This window comes from Mixta hanseatica (genome assembly GCF_023517775.1).
In the GTDB taxonomy this organism is placed as follows: domain Bacteria; phylum Pseudomonadota; class Gammaproteobacteria; order Enterobacterales; family Enterobacteriaceae; genus Mixta; species Mixta hanseatica.
In genome coordinates this window covers 1,977,853-2,002,100 of sequence record NZ_CP082904.1, presented here as the reverse complement: position 1 = coordinate 2,002,100, position 24,248 = coordinate 1,977,853, and the positions used below count along the sequence as shown (strand labels likewise).

General features: G+C 57.4%; 20 protein-coding genes. 12 read left to right on the top strand and 8 right to left on the bottom strand.

The features are described 5' to 3' along the window. Positions 1-49: 49 nt before the first annotated feature. The 3 genes from K6958_RS09715 to K6958_RS09705 all read left to right on the top strand — a co-directional run bounded on the left by K6958_RS09715 (position 50) and on the right by K6958_RS09705 (position 4,659). Positions 50-1,441 (top strand): L-cystine transporter, encoded by a 1,392-nt coding sequence (locus K6958_RS09715; RefSeq protein ID WP_249894441.1) that lies wholly within the window; start codon positions 50-52, stop codon positions 1,439-1,441. 230 nt (positions 1,442-1,671) lie between these two features. Further along, positions 1,672-3,936 carry a catalase HPII gene (gene katE / locus K6958_RS09710; RefSeq protein WP_249894440.1) on the top strand — a complete coding sequence of 755 codons (2,265 nt, stop codon included), beginning with the start codon at positions 1,672-1,674 and terminating at the stop codon, positions 3,934-3,936. A gap of 336 nt (positions 3,937-4,272) precedes the next feature. Beyond that, positions 4,273-4,659 carry a DUF6515 family protein gene (locus tag K6958_RS09705; protein WP_249894439.1) on the top strand — a complete coding sequence of 129 codons (387 nt, stop codon included), beginning with the start codon at positions 4,273-4,275 and terminating at the stop codon, positions 4,657-4,659. A gap of 127 nt (positions 4,660-4,786) precedes the next feature. Here the strand turns inward: K6958_RS09705 and osmE are convergent, their stop codons facing one another. Further along, complete coding sequence (osmE, locus tag K6958_RS09700) at positions 4,787-5,122, bottom strand: osmotically-inducible lipoprotein OsmE (RefSeq protein ID WP_249894438.1); 336 nt, start codon at positions 5,120-5,122, stop codon at positions 4,787-4,789. A 283-nt stretch (positions 5,123-5,405) separates the two neighbouring features. On the opposite strand from osmE, the gene K6958_RS09695 reads away from it, so the two are divergent. The 4 genes from K6958_RS09695 (at position 5,406) to K6958_RS09680 (ending at position 9,793) form a co-directional block, all read left to right on the top strand. Next, positions 5,406-6,596: a Bcr/CflA family efflux MFS transporter gene (locus tag K6958_RS09695; RefSeq protein ID WP_249894437.1), complete on the top strand. Its 1,191-nt coding sequence runs from the start codon at positions 5,406-5,408 to the stop codon at positions 6,594-6,596. Between the two features lie 121 nt (positions 6,597-6,717). Continuing rightward, positions 6,718-7,545, top strand: a complete 828-nt coding sequence (gene nadE, locus K6958_RS09690) for an NAD(+) synthase (protein ID WP_249894436.1) — start codon at positions 6,718-6,720, stop codon at positions 7,543-7,545. 256 nt (positions 7,546-7,801) lie between these two features. Further along, on the top strand, positions 7,802-8,665 hold the full coding sequence (gene cho, locus K6958_RS09685) for an excinuclease Cho (RefSeq protein ID WP_249894435.1): 864 nt from the start codon (positions 7,802-7,804) through the stop codon (positions 8,663-8,665). Between the two features lie 96 nt (positions 8,666-8,761). Further along, positions 8,762-9,793 (top strand): SDR family oxidoreductase, encoded by a 1,032-nt coding sequence (locus K6958_RS09680; protein ID WP_249894434.1) that lies wholly within the window; start codon positions 8,762-8,764, stop codon positions 9,791-9,793. 78 nt (positions 9,794-9,871) lie between these two features. On the opposite strand, the gene spy is transcribed toward K6958_RS09680, so the two are convergent. After that, on the bottom strand, positions 9,872-10,363 hold the full coding sequence (gene spy / locus K6958_RS09675) for an ATP-independent periplasmic protein-refolding chaperone Spy (protein WP_249894433.1): 492 nt from the start codon (positions 10,361-10,363) through the stop codon (positions 9,872-9,874). 483 nt (positions 10,364-10,846) lie between these two features. On the opposite strand from spy, the gene K6958_RS09670 reads away from it, so the two are divergent. Continuing rightward, positions 10,847-12,001 (top strand): mandelate racemase/muconate lactonizing enzyme family protein, encoded by a 1,155-nt coding sequence (locus K6958_RS09670; protein WP_249894432.1) that lies wholly within the window; start codon positions 10,847-10,849, stop codon positions 11,999-12,001. After that, complete coding sequence (locus K6958_RS09665) at positions 11,994-13,271, top strand: MFS transporter (RefSeq protein ID WP_249894431.1); 1,278 nt, start codon at positions 11,994-11,996, stop codon at positions 13,269-13,271. The genes K6958_RS09670 and K6958_RS09665 overlap by 8 nt, the downstream gene beginning before the upstream one ends. 37 nt (positions 13,272-13,308) lie before the next feature. Here the strand turns inward: K6958_RS09665 and astE are convergent, their stop codons facing one another. The 5 genes from astE to K6958_RS09640 are packed head-to-tail and all read right to left on the bottom strand — an operon-like array spanning position 13,309 to position 19,427. Beyond that, positions 13,309-14,325 carry a succinylglutamate desuccinylase gene (gene astE / locus K6958_RS09660; RefSeq protein ID WP_249894430.1) on the bottom strand — a complete coding sequence of 339 codons (1,017 nt, stop codon included), beginning with the start codon at positions 14,323-14,325 and terminating at the stop codon, positions 13,309-13,311. Positions 14,326-14,372: 47 nt separating this feature from the next. Continuing rightward, the gene (gene astB / locus K6958_RS09655; protein WP_249894429.1) at positions 14,373-15,704 is read right to left on the bottom strand and encodes an N-succinylarginine dihydrolase; all 1,332 of its coding nucleotides are present in this window, start codon (positions 15,702-15,704) and stop codon (positions 14,373-14,375) included. Further along, on the bottom strand, positions 15,704-17,170 hold the full coding sequence (gene astD, locus K6958_RS09650) for a succinylglutamate-semialdehyde dehydrogenase (RefSeq protein ID WP_249894428.1): 1,467 nt from the start codon (positions 17,168-17,170) through the stop codon (positions 15,704-15,706). The genes astB and astD overlap by 1 nt, the downstream gene beginning before the upstream one ends. Beyond that, positions 17,167-18,210 (bottom strand): arginine N-succinyltransferase, encoded by a 1,044-nt coding sequence (gene astA / locus K6958_RS09645; protein ID WP_249894427.1) that lies wholly within the window; start codon positions 18,208-18,210, stop codon positions 17,167-17,169. The genes astD and astA overlap by 4 nt, the downstream gene beginning before the upstream one ends. Then, positions 18,210-19,427, bottom strand: coding sequence for a bifunctional succinylornithine transaminase/acetylornithine transaminase (locus K6958_RS09640; protein WP_249894426.1), 1,218 nt, complete (start codon positions 19,425-19,427; stop codon positions 18,210-18,212). Before K6958_RS09640 ends, astA begins: the two co-directional genes overlap by 1 nt. 500 nt (positions 19,428-19,927) lie before the next feature. On the opposite strand from K6958_RS09640, the gene K6958_RS09635 reads away from it, so the two are divergent. From K6958_RS09635 to K6958_RS09625, 3 genes are read left to right on the top strand one after another with little or no spacing between them, the layout of a single operon-like run. After that, on the top strand, positions 19,928-21,364 hold the full coding sequence (locus tag K6958_RS09635) for a cytochrome ubiquinol oxidase subunit I (protein ID WP_249894425.1): 1,437 nt from the start codon (positions 19,928-19,930) through the stop codon (positions 21,362-21,364). Then, positions 21,364-22,374, top strand: coding sequence for a cytochrome d ubiquinol oxidase subunit II (gene cydB, locus K6958_RS09630; RefSeq protein ID WP_249894424.1), 1,011 nt, complete (start codon positions 21,364-21,366; stop codon positions 22,372-22,374). The genes K6958_RS09635 and cydB overlap by 1 nt, the downstream gene beginning before the upstream one ends. 12 nt (positions 22,375-22,386) lie before the next feature. Next, positions 22,387-22,545, top strand: coding sequence for a DUF2474 domain-containing protein (locus K6958_RS09625; protein WP_249894423.1), 159 nt, complete (start codon positions 22,387-22,389; stop codon positions 22,543-22,545). A gap of 122 nt (positions 22,546-22,667) precedes the next feature. On the opposite strand, the gene K6958_RS09620 is transcribed toward K6958_RS09625, so the two are convergent. Continuing rightward, positions 22,668-24,101, bottom strand: a complete 1,434-nt coding sequence (locus tag K6958_RS09620) for a YchO/YchP family invasin (protein WP_434085206.1) — start codon at positions 24,099-24,101, stop codon at positions 22,668-22,670. Between the last annotated feature and the right edge of the window lie 147 nt (positions 24,102-24,248).

Sequence of the window (24,248 nt, the reverse complement as noted above, 5' to 3'; positions counted from 1 at the left end):
ACAGGCTGCATGATTACGCGGCGGTGGGGTAATCTCATGGAGAAAAAAAATGAACGTTCCCCTTATTTTGAATATTTTGACGTTTATCGTCCTGCTGGTGGTGTTATCCCGGCTTGGCCGCCAGGGCTGGAGCCTGTCTAAAAAGGTCCTGGTAGGCCTGGTGATTGGCGTTCTGTTTGGTCTGGCGCTGCAGTTAATCTATGGCGAAAACGCCGCGGTGCTGAAAGAGTCAATAAGCTGGTTTAACGTAGTGGGCAATGGTTACGTTCAGCTGCTGCAAATGATTGTTATGCCGCTGGTATTCGTTTCTATTCTTAGCGCCGTGGCGCGCCTGCATAATGCCTCCTCGCTGGGGAAAATCAGCTTGCTGACCATTGGCGTTTTGCTGTTTACCACCGCTATCGCCGCGCTGGTCGGGGTGTTTGTCACTACCCTGTTTGGCCTGACCGCCGAAGGGCTGGTGCAGGGCGTGCAGGAAACGGCCCGTCTGTCGGCGATTCAGTCTAACTATGCGGGCAAAGTGGCCGACCTTAGCGCGCCGCAGATGCTGCTCTCTTTTATCCCGAAAAATCCGTTTGCCGATCTGGCCGGTGCTAACCCCACCTCCATTATCAGCGTGGTAATTTTTGCCGCTTTCCTTGGCGTGGCCGCCCTGCAGCTGTTGAAGGATGACCAGGAAAAAGGCGAGCGCGTACTGAAAGCAATCGAGGTTCTACAGCTGTGGGTAATGAAGCTGGTGCGCCTGATTATGAAGCTGACACCGTATGGCGTGCTGGCGCTGATGACCAAAGTGGTCGCCGGCTCTAACCTGCAGGATATTATCAAGCTCGGCGGCTTTGTGGTGGCTTCTTATCTGGGCCTGGCGATTATGTTTGGCGTCCATGCCCTGCTGCTGTCGGTTAACGGGATTAATCCGCTGCGCTTTTTCCGTAAGGTATGGCCGGTCATTACCTTTGCTTTTACCAGCCGCTCCAGCGCCGCCAGCATTCCGCTGAATGTGGAAGCACAGACTCAGCGCCTTGGTGTACCGGAGTCTATCGCCAGCTTCTCCGCTTCGTTTGGTGCCACTATCGGCCAGAACGGCTGCGCCGGTCTTTATCCGACTATGCTGGCGGTAATGGTTGCGCCGACGATGGGCATTAACCCACTGGATCCGGTATGGATAGCCACGCTGGTGGGCATCGTTACCCTCAGCTCCGCCGGTGTGGCGGGCGTAGGTGGCGGCGCGACCTTTGCCGCGCTGATGGTGCTGCCGGCGATGGGCCTGCCGGTAACGCTGGTCGCCCTGCTGATCTCTATCGAGCCGCTGATTGATATGGGCCGTACCGCGCTTAACGTGAATGGCGCGATGACCGCCGGCTCCCTGACCAGCCACTGGCTGAAGCAGACCGACAAAGCGCTGTTGAACAGCGACGAGCATAGCGAACTGGCGCATCGCTAACCGCGTTGAGTTCTGATCATCGGTCTGTGCCAGCAGCGCTACAGACCGTTCAACAGCATAAAGGCCGGATAATCCGGCCTTTATCTTTTCCCGTCCCGCCAGGCTTAATGCCTCTTTCTGTTCAACTTTTTCAACGCGCTATAACACAAAACCCGGGAAAATCCAGGCGTACCTAACGTGCTGTTCTATAGTTAATGGAGCCTTAAACGACATCAACAGGAGCAATGCTAATGTCGAAAGAAACCGATAATAAGGAACTGAGCCACAGCGCACCGGCTACAGGTCCCGAATCCGCCAAGCCAGGTCTGGACTCTTTAGCCCCCGCAGATGGATCGCACCAGCCTTCACCCGAACCCACGCCGCCGGGTAAACAGCCCACCGCGCCGGGCAGTCTGAAGTCGCCTGCCACGCGTAACGCCAAACTCGATCAGCTGGACGCGCACCGTAAGGGCGGTGAAAACTTCCCGCTGACTACCAATCAGGGCACGCGTATCGCCAACGATCAAAACTCACTGAAGGCGGGTACGCGCGGTCCAACGCTGCTGGAAGATTTCATCATGCGTGAAAAAATCACGCATTTTGACCATGAGCGCATTCCTGAACGTATCGTGCATGCGCGCGGCTCGGCGGCGCACGGCTATTTCCAGCCCTATCGCGCCATGAGCGACGTCACCAAAGCGGATTTCCTGCGCGATCCCGATCAGGTTACGCCGGTCTTCGTACGCTTCTCTACGGTTCAGGGCAGCGCCGGTTCCGCCGATACCGTGCGTGATATCCGCGGCTTCGCCACCAAATTTTATACCCAGGAAGGGGTTTTCGATCTGGTCGGCAACAATACGCCGGTTTTCTTTATTCAGGACGCGCATAAATTTCCTGACTTTGTCCATGCGGTGAAACCCGAACCTCACAATGAAATCCCGCAGGGACAAAGCGCGCATGATACCTTCTGGGATTATGTATCGCTGCAGCCGGAAACGCTGCATAACGTGATGTGGGCGATGTCCGATCGCGGCATCCCGCGCAGCTATCGCACCATGGAAGGCTTTGGTATTCATACCTTCCGTATGATTAATGCTGAAGGGAAAGCGACTTTTGTCCGCTTCCACTGGAAACCGGTCGCGGGCAAGGCGTCGCTGCTGTGGGACGAGGCGCAGAAGCTGACCGGGCGCGATCCCGATTTCCATCGCCGCGATCTGTGGGAAGCGATTGAGGCAGGCGATTACCCGGAATATGAGCTGGGGGTGCAGCTGATCCCGGAAGCGGATGAGTTTAAGTTTGATTTCGATCTGCTGGATGCTACCAAGCTGATCCCTGAAGAGCTGGTACCGGTAGAGCTAATCGGTAAGATGGTGCTGAACCGCAACCCGGATAACTTCTTTGCTGAAACCGAGCAGGTCGCCTTTCATCCGGGCCATATCGTGCCGGGACTGGATTTTACTAACGATCCGCTGCTGCAGGGCCGTCTGTTCTCCTATACCGATACGCAAATCAGCCGCCTGGGCGGGCCCAACTTCCATGAAATTCCTATCAACCGTCCGGTCTGTCCTTACCATAACTTCCAGCGCCAGGGTATGCATCGCATGGATATTGATACCAATCCAGCGAACTATGAGCCCAACTCCATTAACGATAACTGGCCGCGTGAAACGCCGCCGCAGCCGCGTCGCGGCGGTTTTGAAAGTTATCAGGAGCGCATTGAAGGACATAAGGTGCGCGAGCGTAGCCCGTCGTTCGGCGAATATTACTCTCAGCCGCGTCTGTTCTGGCTGAGCCAGACGCCGATTGAGCAGCAGCATATTATCGAAGCCTTCTCTTTTGAATTGGGCAAGGTGGCGCGCGCCTATATCCGCGAACGCGTGGTTGATCATCTGCTGCATATTGATGTCTCGCTGGCGCACGGCGTGGCGCAGAATCTGGGCATTGCGCTGTCGGATGAGAAACTGCATACCGCGCCGCCGAAAGATGTAAACGGCCTGAGAAAAGATGCCAGCCTGAGTCTGTACGCCATCCCGAACGGCAATATTAAAGGCCGCCAGGTTGCCCTGTTGCTGAGCGACGGTGTGAAAGCCGCCGACGTGTTGGCAATTTTACAGGAGCTAAAAGCCCATGGCGTGCATGCTAAACTGCTGGCGTCGCATATGGGACAGGTTCGCGCCGACGATGGCTCTACCCTGCCAATTGACGGCACCTTTAGCGGCCTGCCTTCGGTGACGGTAGATGCGGTTATCGTGCCGGACGGTAATATCGATGCGCTGCTGCTAAGCGGCGATGCGCGTTATTATCTACTGGAAGCCTATAAGCATCTGAAGGTGATCGGCCTGAGCGGCGATGCGCGGCGTTTTAAAGCGCAGTTCGGCCTTGGCGACGAAGAGCCTGAAGAGGGTCTGGTTGAGGATGTGAAAGCGGAAGGCGTGCTGATGAGCGAGTTTATCGCCTTCCTCGGCGCGCATCGCATCTGGTCTCGTAGCCAAAAAGCGCTAAGCGTACCGGCCTGATAACGCTGCGGGTTGTTTAGCCCGCCACATCACTCTGCTACTTAAGTACCTGCTCAGGGAACCCAAAGACGCAAAAAGCGTCATCCCTGACAGCTCTGCCCGCGCCGTCCGTGGCGCGGGACGCTTTACTCTTCTGCCTGGGCTCTCTTCGCCTTGATTTCTGTATCGTCTGTAAGTCTGTAAAAGGGCCACTTTGCCTGTCTTTTTACTCCATTATTTTCCCGCCGTGTTAAGAAAGCATTAAGCCTGGTAACCATGCGCTAAATCGCCCTTTTCCCGCTTGTTTTTTCCCGCGTCCAGGTCAATCCTGCTGTGAGTTAATGCAGGAGAATTACCATGAAAAAGGTTATCGCATCGCTACTCGTCCTGACGCTAACCGCGCCGGTTATCGCGGTGGCCCATCCCGGTGGCGGGCCGGGTCCAGGCTGGCATCACGGCGGCGGTCCCGGCTGGGGAGGTCCAGCTCCCTTTCGCTTCCTGCCGGAGGCGGCTACCGCCGTACTGATTGGCGGCCTCACCTACTACTTGCTGAACGGCAACTATTATCAACATCAGGGAGACACTTACGTGGTAGTAGAACCACCAGCAGAGCGCGTTACGCTGGACAGCCGCATGCACGCGCTCGATTACAACGGGCAACGCTATTATGTACAGGACGAGCACTACTACGAGCGCAATATCAACGGGGAATATCTTGAGGTGCCGCGGCCGCCGGGGCTATAGGATCGGTGGGTGAAAAGCGGAACAGCGTGACGTGCAATGAGTGCGGCAGGGAAAAATCGGCATGGACGGCGTAGAGAAACAGCGGAGGCGGCCGATAACAGCCGCCTCCGTTAATTTTGCTCAGACCTTACTGATTGGCCTGCGGATCGGTATCGTACTCTTTACAGCTCTGGAAGCCGTAGTTCATCACGCGACCGGTATCGTTATAGCTAACGAAATAGGTCTGCGGTTTGCCGTCACGCTCGCCCAGCACATAGGTCTGGCAGGTGCCGCGTGCGTGAACCATGGTGATTTCGGTGGACGCCGGGCCAGCAACCTGACGAACCTGGTCACGCGTCATTCCTTTTTTCACATCCTTCACCACCGGCTGAGTAACGAAACTTTCAGCACGATCGTAAGCGGTACAGCCAGACAACACCGCCAAAGCCACTGCAGCACCGATAAATCCTGTGAGTTTTTTCATCTTTATGTTCCTCATTGATTGTCCATGTGAAGTAATCCTGGAACATAACTACTGATTTATCAAATTTATGGCGCAGATTTGTCGCTTTTCAGCCGACGCCCCGGTCAGGCTATGCAATGGTCATTGCCTGGGGTAACTGTCGCTAAGCGAAACCGTGGGGAAAGCGGGCGCAAACTCGTATAATCGCGCCGCCTGCACTCTGTAGCAATGATGCAGCCCACAGAGGCTGCGCAATGAATGCCCAACGGGCCACAATGATTCCTGACAGGGAGAGACCAAAAACATGACATCAGCCCATCGCAACCCTATCGGCTATGCGATAAGCCTTGGCTTACTGGCGGCTCTGGGGCCGCTTTGCATCGATCTATATCTACCGGCCCTGCCCGACCTGGCGCAGGATCTCAACACGCCCACGGCCACCGCGCAGCTCAGCCTGACCGCCGGTCTGCTTGGGTTGGGTTTTGGCCAGCTGCTGTTTGGCCCGCTCAGCGATAAAATGGGCCGTCTGCGACCGCTATCTCTGTCGCTGATCCTGTTGATTATCGCTTCGGTGGGCTGCGCGCTGGCACAAAATATCGATCAGTTACTGCTGGCGCGCCTGTTGGAAGGGCTGGCGGGCGCGGGCGGCGCGGTACTGTCACGCGCCATTGCCCGCGATATGTATAGCGGCCACGATTTAACCCGTTTTTTCGCCATGTTGATGCTGGTTAACGGCCTGGCGCCGATTGCCGCGCCGGTGATGGGCGGCGCGCTGATGGCTTTCCTCGACTGGCGCGGGCTGTTTATGGTGTTGGCGCTGATTGCCCTGCTGCTGCTGATGATGGCACGCGTGAAACTGCATGAATCGCTGCCGCCTGAAAATCGCAGCCAGGGTTCCCTGCTCTCCGCCTGGGGGGCGCTGGGTAAAGTAGTCACCCACCGTCCCTTTATGGGCTTCTGCCTGACACAGGGATTTATGATGTCCGGGATGTTCGCCTATATCGGCGCGTCGCCTTTTGTCCTGCAGCAGCTGTATGGTCTGTCGCCGCAGGCGTTCAGCTTCTGCTTTGCTCTTAACGGACTGGGGCTGATCATCGCTTCGCAAACCAGCGCCCGCCTCTGTCCGCTGTGGGGAGAATATCGCGTGTTGAAAGGCGGTCTGACGCTGGCGTTTATCGCCTCCGGCAGTCTGGTGTTAACCGGCCTCTCAGGCGCGGCGCTGCCGCTGGTGCTGGTAGCGCTGTTCTTTACCGTGGCCAGCAACGGGGTGATCTCGGTTACCGCCGCGTCGCTGGCGATGCAGAGCCAGGGCAAACGGGCGGGCAGCGCCTCGGCGGTGATCGGCGTAACCATGTTTACCCTCGGCGCGATCAGCGTGCCGGTGACCGGCCTGGGCGGTACTTCCGTGTTAACCATGACCTTCACCATCTTTGGCTGTTACCTGTTGGCGATCGCGACCTTTATCCTGCTGGCGAAAAAACCGCAAACTGTCTGAATTAACCGCGCCTGAGGCTTTCTCAGGCGCAAACGCGCTTGTCGTTTTGCCTGATGCACGTTAGCTTTAACAGATACGCATTCGCAACGAGCCATCAGGCTACTGATTTAAGGAGTGGTTTATGTCACTGCAGCAGGAAATAATTAAGGCGCTGGACGTCAAGCCGACGATCGATGCCAAACAGGAAATCCGTACCAGCGTTGAGTTTCTGAAATCCTATCTGAAAGCCCATCCCTTTTTAAAAACCCTGGTGCTGGGCATCAGCGGCGGTCAGGATTCTACCCTCTGCGGTAAATTAAGCCAGCTGGCGATAAGCGAACTACGCGAAGAAACCGGCAACAGCGACTATCAGTTTATTGCCGTACGTTTGCCGTATGGCGTGCAGGCGGATGAAAAAGATTGTCAGGATGCGCTCGATTTTATTCAGCCCGATCGCACGTTGGTGGTTAACATCAAAGAAGCGGTGCAGGCCAGCGAGCGCGCGCTGAGAGAAGCGGGCATCGAGCTGAGCGACTTTGTACGCGGCAATGAAAAAGCGCGCGAACGCATGAAGGCGCAGTACAGTATCGCCGGGATGACCAAAGGCCTGGTAGTGGGTACCGATCATGCCGCTGAGGCGGTGACTGGCTTCTTCACCAAATATGGCGACGGCGGCACCGATATTAACCCGCTGCACCGCCTGACCAAAGGCCAGGGAAAAATGCTGCTGAAAGCGCTGGGCTGCCCACAGCACCTCTATCTGAAACACCCGACGGCGGATCTGGAAGACGATCGTCCGGGCCTGCAGGATGAAGTGGCGCTGGGCGTCAGCTACGGTCAGATTGATGCCTATCTTGAAGGCCAGCAGATTGACGAGTCTGCAGCGAAAACCATTGAAGGCTGGTATCAAAAAACTGAGCACAAACGTCGCCTGCCGGTTACCGTTTTTGACGATTACTGGAAAAAGTAACCGCTTAATAAGCGGGCCGCCGCATGCGGCCTGCTTACTTCCCCCTGCTTTCAGCTTGCGCCCGCCCTCCCGCCTCAGCTTTTTCTCAACCGCACCCCGCCGTTAAAAATCACTGTTTTTCGCATGATGCACAGATAACCCTTTCTGGCCGCTTTCTCAGGACGATGATAAAACCGACAACGTGCCGTTTTTTTGCCCTGTTCAAGTTCCGTTGCGGCTGATAGACTGGATATGCAACCAGTAAACGGAGTCACCTGTGGTAAGACGTGCTGCCAGCCACCGCCTTGAGTTTGAAGCGGCGGCCATTTATGAATATCCCGATCATTTGCGTTCATTTCTTAACGAGATCCCCAAGCTGCCGGGCGTGTATACGTTTCACGGCGACAGCGACGTTATGCCGCTCTATATTGGCAAAAGCATTAACCTGCGTACGCGGGTAATGTCGCACTTCCGCACGCCGGATGAGGCAAAAATGCTGCGTCTGACGCGGCGTCTCAGCTGGATTACCACCGCCGGCGAGCTGGGCGCGCTGCTGCTGGAAGCGCAGATGATTAAAAATCAGCAGCCGTTGTTCAATAAACGGTTGCGGCGAAATCGGCAGCTCTGCTCGCTACAGTGGGACGGCGTGACGCAGCCCAATATCGTTTATGCGCGCGATCTCGATTTCTCCGCCTCGCCTAACCTGTTCGGGCTTTACTCCAGCCGCCGCGCGGCACAGGAAACGCTCAAAACCATCGCCGATGAGCATCAGCTTTGCTACGGTCTGCTGGGACTGGAAAGCTACAGTAAAAACCGCGCCTGTTTTCGCGCCAGCCTGAAACGCTGCGCGGGTGCCTGCTGCGGCAAAGAGCCGATTGGCGATCACCACCAGCGGCTGCTGGCGGCGTTAGAAAAAGTACGTGTGATCTGCTGGCCGTGGCCGGGCGCCGTCGCGCTGGTGGAGGAAGGCCCGCAGGAAACCCAGATGCATATTATCCATAACTGGTTTTACCTCGGCTCCGTTAGCGATCTCGACGAGGCGAAAAATCTGACCAGCCCGCCGAAAGGTTTTGATAATGACGGCTATAAGTATCTTTGCCGCCCGATGCTGAGCGGAAAATATCCGATAATCCCGCTCTAATCCGCCTGTCGCTTCGCGTGAACTGTGATTTGCGTCTACCTTTTAATCAGTTGTGTCGCCGTTTGTTGGGCACTTTACTGATGAAAAGGAGAACGCATGTCTCAACACGATCACAGTAAGTTTTCGCGTCGCCAGGTGGTTGGCGGACTAATGGGCAGCATGGCAGTTACCGGTATGGCCATGGCGGGCAGCGCCAGCGCTGCGGAAAGCGGCAACGCCGGCGCGACGCCAAACAGCGCGCCGCCGCTGACCGGTAAAAACCCGCTCGACGCCTTTCCCAAGCCCCCGTTTGAACGTCAGCCGCAGGATCCGCCGGGCCTCGCCAGTAAAATGGTGCCGCGTCCCGATCATGGCGAAGAGAGCTATCGTGGCAGTGGACGTCTTACCGGCCGCAAGGCGCTGATCACCGGCGGCGATTCCGGGATCGGCCGCGCCGTGGCGATTGCCTACGCGCGTGAAGGCGCCGACGTGGCGATTAACTATCTGCCGGCGGAAGAGTCCGATGCTAAGGAAGTGATCGATCTGATCAAGGCGGCGGGCCGCAAAGCGGTAGCGATTCCGGGTGATATTACCGATGAAGCCTTTTGTCAGAAGCTGGTCAACGATGCCGCCACGCAGCTGGGCGGGCTGGATATCCTGGTTAACAACGCCGGTCGCCAGCAATATGTAGAATCGATCACCGAGCTGACCACCGAATCGTTCGATAAAACCTTTAAAACCAACGTCTATGCGATGTTCTGGATCACCAAAGCGGCGATGGCGCATCTCAAGCCTGGCTCGGCGATTGTGAATACCTCTTCGGTACAGGCGGGCAAACCCAGCGCCATTCTGCTCGACTATGCGCAGACCAAAGCGGCGATTGTCGCCTTTACCAAAGGGCTGGCCAAGCAGGTGGCGGAAAAAGGCATTCGGGTCAACGCCGTTGCGCCGGGACCATACTGGACGCCGTTACAGTCCAGCGGCGGACAGCCGATGGAAAAAGTGATGAAATTTGGCGAAGAAGCGCCGTTCGGTCGTCCGGGGCAGCCGGTTGAGATCGCCCCGCTCTACGTCACGCTGGCCTCGGCGGAAAGTAGCTTTACCTCCGGTCAGGTTTGGTGTTCTGACGGCGGCACCGGGACGTTCTGATAAAAAAACCGCCGACGCTGCCCACGGCGCCAGGCCATGGACAACGTCGGCGGTCTCAGGAATTATCCCGCGCGACGATTATTCGTCAGCTGGCGGTGGAGTCATCTTACCGTCATGCATCGGCTTTTCAGTCAGACGTTTCTCAAAGTTAGCGTTGTACTGCTTCTTCTGTTCCGGCGTCAGCACGTTGTACATTTTGTTCTGCGTTTCCATCATCGCCACGGCATTTTCTTTCGCGTTGGCGGTCATCTTCTCAGCCTGAGCTTCCGCTTTGCTGCGGTCAAAACTGTCGGCGGCCACAATCGCGTGGTTAGCGCGGCGCTCTTCCAGCGACGGACGTTTCATATCTTTGCGGGCATCTTTCATGATGTCGCGCATCTGCTGTTTCTGCGCATCCGTCAGGTTCAGGTTTTTGAACATGCCCATCGGGCCGTGTCCCATCGGACCTTTATGATGCATCGGTTTTTCGCTACCTGCCGGTGGCGGGGTCAGGGTATCTGCTGCGTGAGCAACGCTTGCCGCACCAAAAGCCAGAGCAGATGCTACAAAAAGAGAGGTGAGTTTACGCATTGTATTGTCCTTACTTATCAGTTTTATGACGACAGCTGATGTCGCTGCTACGGAAATGAGTCTACGACACACAACGTCAAGTACTCAGAGTCTGAGTAAAGCCCTGAAAGCATAGAAGATAAAAACGCAGCAATCCTGGAGAGAATAAGAAGATTAGGGTGAAGAATTGCAAAAGAATATGACACTATGCGGAAAATGGCGGAAATCGTGGAGAAGTGTAACCCTGACGACAAAACAGGGGAAAGAAAAAGTTAACGTCTTCCAGGAAAATTTTGTTTCTGCCGTTTTTTTGTGAGCTGCTGCGCAAGCGCTTATTCAAATGCCAAAAGATACCTCGTTTTCCCGCCCTAACTTTATGCGCCTGTATAGTGCCCCGCGTCCCGCCTGTTTTTTATACTGGTGTCGGTTTGCTCCAGTTAATGCCAAAAAATAATTTAAAACCCAACGCTTACTCTGATTTCCCTAACTTTTAAGGTTTATGGCATGAAAATAACAAGCATTGAGATCATACGTCTCAGCCTCCCCTTTGACAGCGATCGAACGGCGGCGGCGGCGCAGGAAACCGCCTGGAACGCCGCTTCGCCGGCGCTGGAAGAGATGGAAACGCTGCTGGTGCGTATCGAAACCAGCAGTGGCCTTCAGGGCTGGGGCGAAGCCTTCGGCCATCTTGCGAATCCCGTCACGGCTCAGGCATTACAGCAACTGGTCATCCCCTGCTTTTTAGGCAAGGCGGTTCCGCAAAGTCGCGCGGCGCTGGAAGCGCTGATGGCAGAGGCGGAGAAGGCGCTGCATGCCTTTGGCCGCGGCGGGCCGGTGCGCTTTGGCCTGTCCGCCATTGATATCGCCCTGTGGGATCTGCTGGGACAACAGCTGAATCAGCCGCTGTGGCAGTTACTGGGGGCGACGCGTCAGCAAATTGGGCTGTATGCCAGCCTGGTCAGCTATAACAACCAGCCTGAAGAGGTTGCCCGTCAGGTGACCCGCGCGTGGCAGGCTGGCTTTCGCACGCTGAAACTGCATGAAACCGAGTACGCCGCCATCGCCGCCGCCCGTGCCGCGCTGCCGCCGGAGGCGACGTTAATGGTGGATGTCAACTGCCCGTGGACAGTAGAAGAAGCCAGCCTGCGCGCCGCTCAACTGGCGGAGCTGAAGCTGGGCTGGCTGGAAGAGCCGGTCTGGCCGCCGGACGATGCACACGGCCTGGCCGCAGTGCGTAGTGCGGGAACGTCGATCGCCGCTGGCGAAAATGTCTGCGGCGAGTGGGGATTCGCCGCGCTGTTCGATAATGCCGCCATTGATGTAGCTCAGCCCAGCGTGGCGAAGGTCGGCGGCATCAGCGCTCTGCTGCGCGTGATCGCGCTGGCGGCAAAGCATCAGGTGAAAGTGGTCCCGCACTGCTTTTATTACGGCGCCGGGCTGCTGGCGACAGCGCATATTGTGGCCGCGCTGCCTGACGACATCCAACTGGAGGTGCCGTTTATCCGCTTTCCCTCCCTGCTCTATCCCCAGTTAGCTTTTGCCCCAACCCTGACATTGCCCGACGCGCCGGGGCTGGGCTTTACGCCCGATGCGCAGGTAATACGTCAACATACCGTCAGCCACTTGCGGATCAACCTGGAGGGAAGCAGCAATGTTTAAAAACTACCGTAGCCTGATTGCGCTGCTGCTGTTCTTTGCCGGCATGCTGAATTATCTCGACCGGGCCGCGCTGTCGGTGATGGCGCCGCTGGTCAAACAAGACCTGCATATTGATGATGCGCAGATGGGGATCCTGTTTAGCTGCTTTTTTATCGGCTATTGCCTGTTCTGCTTTTTGGGCGGCTGGGCCGCCGATCGTTTTGGGCCAAGACGGGTATTCGGCTGGGCGGCGGCGATTTGGTCGCTGTTCTGCGGCGCCACCGCGCTGGCGGGCAATTTTACCCATCTGTTGATTATGCGCGTGCTGTTCGGGATTGGCGAAGGCCCGATGGGCACTACCACCAATAAATCGATCTCTAACTGGTTTCCCCGTAAGGAAACCGGGCGCGCCGTCGGCTTTACCAACGCCGGACAGCCGCTGGGCGCCGCGGTAGCCGCCCCGATCGTCGGCCTGGTAGGGCTGCATTTTGGCTGGCGCGTCTCTTTCTTGGCAATTGCGCTGCTGGGGTTTGTCTGGCTGGGCTTCTGGCTGTGGTTATTCCGCGATAAGCCGGAAGATCATCCACACGTCAGCGCCAGCGAACGCAGCCTGATTAAAGCGCAGCGTCCCGCTACCCGTCTCGCCGAGGCCGGAACCCGCCCGGCAGGTATCTGGCGCTACGTGTTCTCGCTGCCGGTATTAGGCGTAGCCGCCGCTTTCTTCTGCTTTAACTATATCCAGTTCTTTTTTCTCTCCTGGCTGCCAAGCTACCTGACGGATTACCAGCATCTGGATATCAAAAGCATGAGCCTAATCGGCGTTCTGCCCTGGCTGGGCGCAACGGCGGGTTTTATCGGCGGCGGATTGATCTCGGATGCCATCTACCGGCGCACCGGTAATTTTCTGCTGTCGCGCAAGCTGGTGATCTTCGCTGGTCTGGCTGTCGCCGCGGTCAGCGTGATGCTCACCGCCTGGGCTGAGAATATCATCTTCGCGGTGGCGCTGATTACCCTTGCCAGCGTCTTTGCCTATATGACGCCGCAGGCGTGCTGGTCGCTGTTGCAGGATATCGTTCCGGCGGAACGCATCGGCACCGCAGGTGGTTTTGTTCATCTGCTGGCGAACCTGGCGGGGATCCTTTCTCCGGCGATTACCGGTTTTTTGATCCAGTACGGTGGCGGGTATGCTTCCGCTTTCCTGCTGGCCAGCGCGCTGGCGCTGACCGGCATCGCCTTGCTGGCGCTATTTGTTCGTCAGAGAAGTGTCACACGGCTACGCGCGCTGGCGTAGCGCTCTGTTTCTGGCCCAGCTTGCTGGGCCGCATCGGTTATTGCAACGGCTCCGCCGCGTCGACGCTCAACGCCGCATTATGCGCATTATCCTCTACCAGCATTAAACCGGCGCGTAGTCCGGGAGCGACGTTGGGGTTAGGAAACAGCACGTACTCACGCGCCTGCTGCACGAAATAGCGCGTTTCGCCATCTTCCGCCAGCAGCATCCCCTGCGGAAATGCAGTAAAGTTCAGCGTCTCTGGGCTCATATGCAGCTGGAACCGTTCGCTGTTGCGGGTAATCTGCTGCGTGACGCGATAACGTCGCGGCGTCTTACCGGTAGACGGCAGCGGTTCGCCGCTTATTAGCGCCGCCAGCGCCTGCTGTGCCGCCTGGAACTGCGTCAAATCGTTGTGACCGAACGGCAGCGCCTTACCCAGCTCCAGCGTACAGCTGGCGGCCTGAAAATGTTCGCTACTGTAATGGGTAAACGTACCGCCCGGCGCACGATGAAACACCAGCGCCTCCAGTCCCGCCGCCGCCAGCCACTGCATAAAATCGTCAGGCCAGGGGCGCTGGCTGAACGGCATCACGCCGAAGCGCGTATGATACGAGCCGCGGATCGCGGTATGCAGATCAAGATGCCAGCGCGTCTCCTGATGGGTCCCGACCTGCCAGAATGTTTCCAGCGCCTGCTCCAGACGCAAGGCGCGCTGCGCCTCCGGGCAGTTTTCAAACTGCTGCCAGCGTCCGCCGAACAGCCGGTTCAAATCACAGCGCAAATAGCGCTTCCCGGCACGCAGCGCGGGAGGATTGCCGTACAGCACCAACAGCCGTGCCGCCAGCAACATTTCACCCTGCAGCAGACGGGTAATTAATGCGTTCAGGATCTCTACAGGCGCGGTTTCATTGCCGTGAATACCGGCCGAAATAGCGATGGCCTGCTGCGTCGGCGCCAGTGGGGTCAGTTCAAGAATACCCTCATCCAGCCACTGCCAGCGCAGATTCGGTAACGTACCGCTGGTCATTGCCGGCGCACTGCCGGAAAGCGTTTGTTGTAACAAATCCTGCATGACATCTCCTGTAACGCGGGAAACCGGCGACGCGCGCCGCCGGGATCTTATTCCTGCTGGAATGGATAAACACTTCCTAAGTCTAGCAAACGTGTCAGCTCATCCAGGGCTTCACGTCCTTCAATCAGTAACTGCGGGTCGACCAGGTCGGCCTGAGTCAGCCGATCGCGGTAATGACGATCGACCCACTGGTTAAGGGTGGCGAACAAGCGGTCATTCATCATCACCGCCGGGTTAACCGCCTGCTGCTCGATCGCGTTAAGCGCCACACGCAGGCGCAGGCAGGCCGGGCCGCCGCCGTTGTTCATGCTTTCGCGCAGATCAAACACTTTCAGTTTGCGAACGGGCCCGCCGCTCTCTACCAACTCGGTCAGATAGCGCCAGACGCCGACGTGCTGGCGCGCCTCCTGCGGCAGTACCAGCAGCATAGTACCATCGTCGCGGCTCAGCAGCTGACTATTAAACAGATACGTAGCGACCGCATCCGCTACCGACACGCGATTGTCCGGCACAACGATCGGCGTAAAGTCAGGCACCCTTTCGCTTAAATCGGTCAGCAGTTTATCCTGATGCAAAAACGCCAGCTGATGACAAAACAGCACGCGCTGATTGCTAACGGCAATCACATCGTTATGAAATACGCCCTGGTCGATAACCGCCGGGTTCTGCTGCACAAACAGCGTGCGGGCTGGATCAAGCTGATGCAGCCTGGCCACCGCCTCGCTGGCTTCCCGCGTCTGGCGCGCCGGATAACGTGCCGGTACCAGTCCGCCATGCCCCTCTTCGCGGCCATAGACAAACAGCTGCACGCCGGGCTCGCCGTAGTCGCCGCCAAAGCGGTTATGATTAGCGGCGCCTTCATCTCCCAATAGCGCCACCTGCGGCAGCGCATGATGATGGGCGAAATAGCGTTCATCACGGAAAATAGCTCGCAGCAGCGCGCCGGTAGTTGGCGCTTCGATGGCGCGATGAAATTTATTGTTCAGGTTTGCCACGGTGAAATGCGCTTTGCCGTCGGCGCTGTCGGCTGAGGGCGAAACCGTGGCGGCATTGGCCACCCACATCGCCGAGGCGGAGCTAACGGCAGAAAGCAGTTGCGGCGCCTGACGCCCCGCTTTCGCCAGTACCTGCGCATCGCTGCCGCTAAAGCCCAGCCGACGCAGCATCGGCAGATGAGGCCGTTCGTGCGGCGGGATAACGCCCTGCGCGAAACCGGCATCCGCCAGCGCCTTCATTTTCAGCAGGCCCTGCTGCGCCGCCAGTTTAGGATTAGAAACCTGATGCTGATGGCGCGTCGAGGCTTCATTACCAAACGACAGCCCCGCGTAGTGATGGGTTAATCCCACCAGACCATCAAAGTTTACTTCTCTGGCTTTCATTAGCGCGTCTCCGGATGACTGAAGTCGAGGCCCGGCGACAGCGTCGCAGGCAAGGTAAGGTCGGGCGTTTCCAGCGAAGCCAGCGGCCAGGCGCAGTAGTCGGCGGCGTACCAGGCGCTGGCGCGATGGTTGCCGGACGCGCCGATGCCGCCAAACGGCGCGGTGCTGGCGGCGCCGGTCAGCGGCTTGTTCCAGTTAACGATGCCCGCACGCGCTTCAATCAGCAACTGGTCGAATTTTTCCCGCTGCGGCGAGATCAGGCCGCAAGACAGGCCGTAGCGGGTAGCGTTCGCCAGCGCGATCGCCTGCTCAAAACTGTCGTAACGCACCACCGCCAATAGCGGCCCGAAGACCTCTTCATCCGCCACATGCTTAACGCCGGTGAGATCGATAATGCCAGGCGTCAACAGCGCGCTGTCGCGGGCCGGCCAGCGCATGTTTAACAGCACCTTACCGCCTGCCGCGATGCGCTTTTGCCACTCCTGATAAATATGTTCGGCGGCCTGCGGCGAGATAACGCTACCCATAAAAGGCTGCGGCTCATCATTCCAGCGCCCGATACGCAGCTGTCGAGTGACCTCCACCAGCCGCTGTAAAAAAGCATCGCCTTCCGCGCCGCGTTTCACCAGCAGCCGACGCGCACAGGTACAGCGCTGTCCGGCGGTAATAAATGCGGACTGCACGGCGATATGTACCGCCGCGTCGATATCCGCCACGTCTTCAACAATCAGCGCATTGTTGCCGCCCATTTCCAGCGCCAGCATTTTTTCCGGCTGACCGGCAAACTGCCGATGCAGCTGATAGCCGGTGTTAGCGCTGCCGGTAAACAGCACGCCATCAATTTGCGGTTGCTGCGCCAGCGCCTGGCCTACGCTACGCGCGCCCTGCACCAGGTTCAGCACGCCCGGCGGGATACCCGTTTCCAGCCACAGACGCAGGTTTTTTTCCGCGGTCAGCGGCGTCAGCTCGCTGGGTTTAAACACCACGCTATTACCCGCCAGCAAAGCAGGAACGATATGGCCGTTCGGCAGATGACCGGGAAAGTTATAAGGGCCGAACACCGCCAGCACGCCGTGCGGACGATGGCGCAGCGCGCTCTCCGCCTGTTGATGGGTGCCGGTGCGCTCGTGGTAAGCCTTAATGGAAATGGCGACTTTATTGATCATCGCCTGTACCTCAGTCAGCGTTTCCCAGCGCGGCTTACCGGTTTCGCGAGCGATGGTTTCGCTCAGATCGTTTTTATGCTGTTCCAGCTGCGCGGCAAAGTTTTCCACTATCGCCTGGCGGGCCGCAAACGGCTGGCGCGCCCAGGCGGGAAAAGCTGCCCGCGCCGCGTCACAGGCGGCGGCCACCTGCTGTTCATCGGCGGCATTGCCCTGCCACAGCGGCGCGCCGTCGACCGGATCGGATTTGCTCAGGCTTTCACCTTTGCCGGTCAGCCATTCTCCATTGATACAGTGCGTCATGCTTTTTTCTCCTCGCTACAAAGTGGCACCGCCCGCAGGGTATCGCCGGGCTGACAGCGTAAAATCTCGGCGGCGGCAGCCGGCACGCGGATCTGTCCGCTGTACGGATCGGCAGGCAGCAGCAGCACGCGGTAGTGGTGATAGTTATCGTTACTGACCAGGCAGAGCGGCAAGGCGTCATCAACGTTGGCGTCCGACGCGATCGTCTCGACGGTCAGCAGACGGCTTTTGCGCACCGCGCGGATACGCTCAATATCGCATTCCAGCGTGGGGCCGCCGTCAAAGATGTCGACATAGTTTTGATAGCGGAAGCCTTCCGCCTCCAGCACCGCACGGGCCGGCGCGGTCTGCGGATGAACCTGCCCAATCACCGCCTGCGCCTCCGCCGACAGATAGTGAACGTACAAAGGGTGCTTGGGCATCAGCTCGGCGATAAAGGCTTTCTGTCCAGTGCCGCTCAGAAAATCGGCCTGGGTGAAGTCCATAGAGAAAAAGTGGCTGCCAACGCTCTCCCAGAACGGCGATCGCCCCTGCGCGTCGCTGACGCCGCGCATTTCGGCCACCACCTTCTTCATAAAGCGATCGCGGAAAGCGGCGATAAACAGGAAACGCGATTTTGACAGCAAATAGCCATTTTTACCGTCGCGGCGTTCCGGGTCGAGGAACAGCGTGCAGAGCTCGCTGCTGCCGGTATGATCGTTGCACAGCGACAGCGTAGCGAGGTTGTTGTAAACCTCCAGCTCTTTCGAGGCATGCACCTGCGTGCCGACGCGAAAATTATACCAGGGGTCCTGCAGCCCTACCGCCACCTCAATGGCGCAGATGCCGCAGGCCTGATGGGTGTCGCTGTCGGCCAGCACGAATACATAGCCCTGCTCGGCGCGCGGTAGCGTATCCTGCCAGGTTTGAATAGAACGCTCAATGCGCGCCGCCAGCGTTTTGCTGTCGGCAGGCAACGAGGTCAGGCCGCCGCCGGTTTTGCCCGCCAGGATCATCAGCTGCGGCAGATCGTCACGCTCTACGGGGCGAATATACATCATCACGACGCTCCTTTAATAACCGACTCGCAGGCGCGTTCAAAGCGGGCCAGCCCCTCTTTGACATCCTGCTCGCTAATGATCAGCGACGGCGCAAAGCGCACCACATTCGCGCCTGCAATCAGCACCATTACGCCCTCTTCCGCCGCCGCCAGGCTGAACTGTTTTGCCTTGCCGCTGAAGTCTTCGTTTAATACGCCGCCAATCAGCAGACCGAGACCGCGGATCTCTTTAAACAGATGCAGGCGCTGATTAATGGCGCTCAGGCCGGCAACAAACCACTGATGACGCTGCTGCACCCCCGCCAGCACCTCCGGGCGATTGATCAGCTCCATCACTTTGCCGCCTACCGCGCCCGCCAGCGGGTTGCCGCCGTAGGTGGTGCCGTGACTGCCGACATTCAGCGCCGCGCCGAGTTTTTCTGTGGTGAGCATCGCGCCAATCGGGAAACCGCCACCCAGCGCCTTAGCGGTGCTCAAAATATCCGGCGTTACGCCGTAGTGCATATAGGCATACAGCGAACCGGTACGGCCGACGCCGCTCTGCACTTCATCAAAAATCAGCAGTGCGTTATGGCGATCGCACAGTTCGCGCAGCCCGCGCAGGAAAGCGGGTTCGGCTGGCAGTACGCCGCCTTCGCCCTGAATCGGCTCGACGATCACCGCGGCGGTCTGGTCATTAATCAAGCGCGCGACGGACTCAAGATCGTTAAATACCGCATGGTCAATACCGCCCGGCAGCGGCGCGAAATCTTTCGAATAGGCGGGCTGGCCGCCAGCCGTAACGGTAAACAGCGTGCGGCCGTGGAAGGCGTTTTTGAAAGCGATGATGTTGCTTTTTTCCGGCCCGACGTTGTCGTGGGCATATTTACGTGCCAGCTTCAACGCGGCTTCGTTGGCTTCGGCTCCGGAGTTGCAGAAGAAGACCCGCTCGGCAAAGGTGGCGTCAATTAGCTGCTTCGCCAGGCGCAAGATCGGCGCATTGGTATAGCCATTGCCGGTATGCCAGAGTTTGGCCGCCTGCTGTGTGAGCGCCTGCTGAAGTTCAGGATGCGCATGGCCCAGCGCATTAACGGCGATACCGCCGGCAAAATCGATATAATCTTTACCGTTTTGATCCCACAGCATCGAGCCTTCCGCACGCTCCGGCACAAAACTGGCGGGTGAATAAGCGGGAACCATCCAGCGATCGAAATCCTGACGAGAAACTGACTGTTGCATAGCGGCCTCATAGCATCACCCGGCGGGTGAATCAAAAGTTTAAATTATGTTAATGAATTGATTCATTGCAGCTCTACTCTAGAGTGCATGCTTTGTGCCAGCCAGCGTTTAAAATGCATAAAACAGGTTAGCTAACCAAAAATCAATCAGTTACAGGCTAACGGTATTCACATTAATTGCATAAATAGTGAATAAATATCTGATGCGGCACCATAAACGGCAGATCAAATAGCGGAATTATGCAGGGATAAAATTAAATATTGCTTTTGTGATCCTGAATAACATTTGCTGTTAAAACTGGGCAGAACAAGCACGGTAAAAAGGCAGTGCGCATCAAAATAGTGCGCCGGAAGCGATAACTGTTATAGATGAATCCTTATTTTCTGTTTCTGTTATAGCTATCATTTCTGTGGTTCACTAATCCCTCTTCTACACTTGTTGTGTTATCGGCAAGGTCTTATCCCTTTTGGAAGCTTAATAATGTACATATCGAGGTGGCTATGTTCGGTTTAGACGCATTCGAACTGGCAAGGATACAATTTGCGTTCACGGTCTCTTTTCACATAATTTTTCCGGCTATTACCATTGGCCTCGCCAGTTTTCTGATGGTGCTGGAAGCGTTATGGCTGAAAACCCGTAATGACACCTGGCGCGACCTGTATCATTTCTGGTTGAAAATTTTTGCAGTGAACTTTGGTATGGGCGTGGTCTCGGGTCTGGTGATGGCCTATCAGTTTGGGACCAACTGGAGCGGATTCTCCGCTTTTGCCGGCAGTATTACCGGCCCGCTGCTGACCTATGAAGTGCTGACCGCCTTCTTCCTGGAAGCGGGTTTCCTTGGCGTGATGATGTTTGGCTGGAACCGCGTGGGGCCGGGCCTGCACTTTTTCTCTACCTGTATGGTGGCGCTGGGTACGCTAATGTCTACCTTCTGGATCCTCGCCTCCAACAGCTTTATGCATACGCCGCAGGGGTATGAGGTGGTTAACGGCCAGCTGATCCCGGCGGAGTGGTTTAAGGTCGTGTTTAACCCCTCCTTCCCTTATCGCCTGCTGCATATGGCTACCGCTTCGTTCCTGTCGACCGCCTTTTTTGTCGGCGCGTCCGGTGCCTGGCATCTGCTGCGCGGCAATAAAAGCCCGGCGATTAAGCGCATGTTCTCAATGGCGATGTGGATGGCGCTGATTGTGGCGCCGATTCAGGCGGGTATTGGCGATGCGCACGGTCTGAATACGCTGGAACATCAGCCGGCGAAAATCGCCGCGATTGAAGGCCACTGGGAAAACACCCCCGGCGAGCCGACGCCGCTAATTCTGTTCGGTCTGCCCGATATGCAGGCGGAAGAGACAAAGTATGCGCTGGAGGTGCCGGTGCTGGGCAGTATTATCCTGACCCACAGCCTGACCAAGCAGATCCCGGCGCTGAAAAGTTTCCCGCCAGAAGATCGTCCTAACTCGACGATCGTGTTCTGGTCGTTCCGCATTATGGTGGCGCTGGGTCTGCTGATGATTCTGGCGGGCGTCTGGAGTCTGGTGCTGCGCCTGCGTAAGCGACTGTACGATCAGCGTCTGTTCCATCGTTTTGTGCTGATTATGGGGCCGTCTGGCCTGCTGGCGATTCTGGCTGGCTGGTTTACCACCGAAATCGGCCGTCAGCCGTGGGTGGTCTATGGCCTGTTGCGTACCCGCGATGCGGTTTCCAATCACGGCACACTGCATATGTCGATCAGTCTGCTGGCCTTTATTCTGGTTTATGCCTCGGTGTTCGGCGTTGGTCTGGTTTACCTGCTGAAGCTGGTAGGTCGCGGGCCGCAGCCGTTTGTCGATCACGCGCCGCACGGTGGTCCGGGCACGCCGCGTACGCCAGCCCGACCGCTCTCTGCTGCCGATGAGTCGCTGGATGAGCCTAAGAAAGATGAACTGGGAGGAATTAAATAATGGGTATCGATCTTCCGCTGATCTGGTTCGTCATTATTGTGTTCAGCATCCTGATGTATGTGGTGATGGATGGCTTTGACCTTGGCATCGGTTTGCTTTACCCGATGGTGCGCGAGAGTAAAGACCGCGACGTGATGATGAATACCGTGGCGCCGGTATGGGACGGCAACGAAACCTGGCTGGTAATGGGCGGTGCCGGACTGTTTGGCGCGTTCCCGCTCGCCTACTCGGTGATTCTGGATGCGCTGGCGGTACCGCTGACAATTATGCTGATCGGGCTGATTTTCCGCGGCGTCGCCTTTGAGTTCCGCTTTAAGGCTACGGTGTCGCATCGCGCCTTTTGGGATAAGTCCTTTATCGCTGGCTCTTTTATCGCTACCTTTGCACAGGGCGTGGTGCTGGGCGCGTTTCTGAACGGTTTCCCGGTACAGGGTCGCGAATGGACCGGCAGCGTATTTGACTGGATCAGCCCGTTTAGCCTGTTCTGCGGGCTGGGGCTGGTGGTGGCCTATGCGCTGTTGGGCGCCAGCTGGCTGATTATCAAGACGGAAGGCCACTTGCTGCAAACCATGCGTAAGCTGGCGCGTCCGCTGCTGCTGGCGCTGCTGGTGGTGATGGCGATTGTCAGCGTCTGGACGCCGTTGACGCATCAGTCGATTGCCGACCGTTGGTTTACCACGCCGAATCTCTATTTCTTCCTGCCGGTGCCGATTCTGGTGCTGCTGGTGTCGTGGGCGCTGTGGCGTAACGCCTGGCTGCCGGATGCACACTATGCGCCCTTTATTCTGACGCTGGCGCTGGTGTTCCTGGGCTTTAGCGGGCTGGGGATCAGTATCTGGCCAAATCTGATTCCGCCGGATATTACGTTCCGCGCCGCCTCTTCGCCACCGGAGAGTCAGGGCTTTATGCTGGTGGGCGCGCTGTTTATTATCCCGCTGATTCTGGTTTACACCTTCTGGAGCTATTATGTGTTCCGCGGCAAGATCGATCCGGAACAGGGTTATCACTGACAGGAGGCCGTGATGGCGATACAACGCATGACGGAGAAGACCGCGAAGAAGCCGCTGTGGCGACGACTACTGTGGATGGTGATTATCTGGGGCGGCAGCGTGCTGGCGCTGTTTGTGGTGGCTAGTCTGTTCCGGGTGTTAATGTCCGCCGCCGGGTTGAGAACCCATTAACCCTGTTTCGCTATAAATTGATAAACTGAAGCCGCCTCTGGGCGGCTTTTTGTTTGGCAAGAATAACGCCTTGCCTGGCAATCAGAAATTGTTCCTGGCAAGGCGCTAATCTAACCGCAAAATCAGGGCTGCATCATATCAAAGCGATCCGTAGCGGACGACTGCAACGTCATTGGCGGCGTAACCTGCAACGTTATCCAGTTTGAGGTGACGCGCTGCTGTTTCTCATCCTCCAGGGTGACGGAGAGACGGTATTGATTGCTGGCGCCGGGGTTGCTGTCCCACTGCGGCATAATTACCGACCAGCCATGCGGGTTGGTATTATTAGCCGGCGGTGTCAGGCTCAGCGCCTGCGTATCGCCCTGCCAGCTAACGGCGGTAATGCGGTTGACCGCGCGGATTTGTAACTTCAGCGTCAGGGTTTCTCCCGACTGGAGCTGCCACGGCGGCGTGGCAAGAAAGACCGACAAATCCTTGCGCTGGCGGAACTCCAGCACCGGCGTAGTGTTGCGCTCGACTAAATCGTAGCGGCTGCCGCGCAGCGATCGCGCCTCGGCTACGTTGTCAGCGGAGAGCTGCTTGCTCAGCGCCACGCCAGGACGGTAGTTAATGCGCATGCCCAGCTGATCCTGCGACTGACCGCTTTCGCCCTCTTTATGCGAGGCGGTAAATGTCAGCAGCGGCACCGGGGTGTAATTAACCCCGACTTTCACCGCCACCGGATTTTTCTCCAGGCTGCCGTTGTTAAACAAATCAACCCGATCGCCAAGATATTGCTCCCAGGTTACCGAAACGCCCAGTTGGCGATAGAACGGCAGATAACCTTGAGAAGTAATGTCGTAGCCGCGCGCCATACGGTTTTGCTGGCTGGTACTGCTGTTACGCCAGCTGCCCAGCGGGGCGTAGTAATTTGCCGAGAGACGCAGAAAATCGCTCCAGGCTTCGGTGCCGAGCGAGGCGCGTTGTAGCCCTGAATCGAGCTGGCGGTCGACCAGCGCGTTATAGCCCAGTAGCCAGTTGCCAGCCACCCAACGCTGCCCCAGCCCGGCATTGCCCATCAGCCCATCGTCGGTCTGCGTCACGCCCAGCTGCGAAAAGGTTAAGTACTGATAGTTGTCCTGCCAGGGGGTAAGCAGCTGACCGCCGCTGCCGATAAAATTACCCTCCATATCCACCTGCAGCGACAGCTGCGCGGTGCCGTAGGGCGAAAGCAGCGATTGCCCTTCATCTACCAGCCGCTCGGTGACCTCATCGCGCAGATGATTAAATGCCCAGACGCCCGCCTGTTGTCCAAACGATGCGTCGCTGGCATTATTGCTGGCTTCGCCGATGCTTTTGGCGATCTGCGCCAGACGCGTTGAAAAAGCGTCTTCTGATGAGGCGTCGCCGCCCAGGCTGGGGAGCTCCTGCTGCTGCGTGCTGAAACGCGCCGGATCGTCAAAGGGAGCGTCGGGCACCCGACCTTCCGGCTGAAACGCCCTGGCGTCGGGGATCGGCAGCGCGCCGAGCAACAGCAGCATAGCGGTAGATAAGGTAAATCGATGCATTAATAACATAGCGGCGTCAGGGTTAGATTAAGCTTTCATCATGGGTAGCCGTAATCAGCGTGAATAAGCCCTTAGCTTAGCATAATTGTGAACTGGATCATGAATTTCCCACCCTGCCGCCAGTCCGAAAAGCGCGCAGTTATGATGACAAATTGC

Coding starts and splice junctions, on each gene's coding strand:
- K6958_RS09715 (WP_249894441.1), top strand. CDS start 50: ATGAACGTTCCCCTTATTTTGAATATTTTGACGTTTATCGTCCTGCTG.
- katE (WP_249894440.1), top strand. CDS start 1,672: ATGTCGAAAGAAACCGATAATAAGGAACTGAGCCACAGCGCACCGGCT.
- K6958_RS09705 (WP_249894439.1), top strand. CDS start 4,273: ATGAAAAAGGTTATCGCATCGCTACTCGTCCTGACGCTAACCGCGCCG.
- osmE (WP_249894438.1), bottom strand. CDS start 5,122: ATGAAAAAACTCACAGGATTTATCGGTGCTGCAGTGGCTTTGGCGGTG.
- K6958_RS09695 (WP_249894437.1), top strand. CDS start 5,406: ATGACATCAGCCCATCGCAACCCTATCGGCTATGCGATAAGCCTTGGC.
- nadE (WP_249894436.1), top strand. CDS start 6,718: ATGTCACTGCAGCAGGAAATAATTAAGGCGCTGGACGTCAAGCCGACG.
- K6958_RS09680 (WP_249894434.1), top strand. CDS start 8,762: ATGTCTCAACACGATCACAGTAAGTTTTCGCGTCGCCAGGTGGTTGGC.
- spy (WP_249894433.1), bottom strand. CDS start 10,363: ATGCGTAAACTCACCTCTCTTTTTGTAGCATCTGCTCTGGCTTTTGGT.
- K6958_RS09670 (WP_249894432.1), top strand. CDS start 10,847: ATGAAAATAACAAGCATTGAGATCATACGTCTCAGCCTCCCCTTTGAC.
- K6958_RS09665 (WP_249894431.1), top strand. CDS start 11,994: ATGTTTAAAAACTACCGTAGCCTGATTGCGCTGCTGCTGTTCTTTGCC.
- astE (WP_249894430.1), bottom strand. CDS start 14,325: ATGCAGGATTTGTTACAACAAACGCTTTCCGGCAGTGCGCCGGCAATG.
- astB (WP_249894429.1), bottom strand. CDS start 15,704: ATGAAAGCCAGAGAAGTAAACTTTGATGGTCTGGTGGGATTAACCCAT.
- astD (WP_249894428.1), bottom strand. CDS start 17,170: ATGACGCACTGTATCAATGGAGAATGGCTGACCGGCAAAGGTGAAAGC.
- astA (WP_249894427.1), bottom strand. CDS start 18,210: ATGATGTATATTCGCCCCGTAGAGCGTGACGATCTGCCGCAGCTGATG.
- K6958_RS09640 (WP_249894426.1), bottom strand. CDS start 19,427: ATGCAACAGTCAGTTTCTCGTCAGGATTTCGATCGCTGGATGGTTCCC.
- K6958_RS09635 (WP_249894425.1), top strand. CDS start 19,928: ATGTTCGGTTTAGACGCATTCGAACTGGCAAGGATACAATTTGCGTTC.
- cydB (WP_249894424.1), top strand. CDS start 21,364: ATGGGTATCGATCTTCCGCTGATCTGGTTCGTCATTATTGTGTTCAGC.
- K6958_RS09625 (WP_249894423.1), top strand. CDS start 22,387: ATGGCGATACAACGCATGACGGAGAAGACCGCGAAGAAGCCGCTGTGG.
- K6958_RS09620 (WP_434085206.1), bottom strand. CDS start 24,101: ATGTTATTAATGCATCGATTTACCTTATCTACCGCTATGCTGCTGTTG.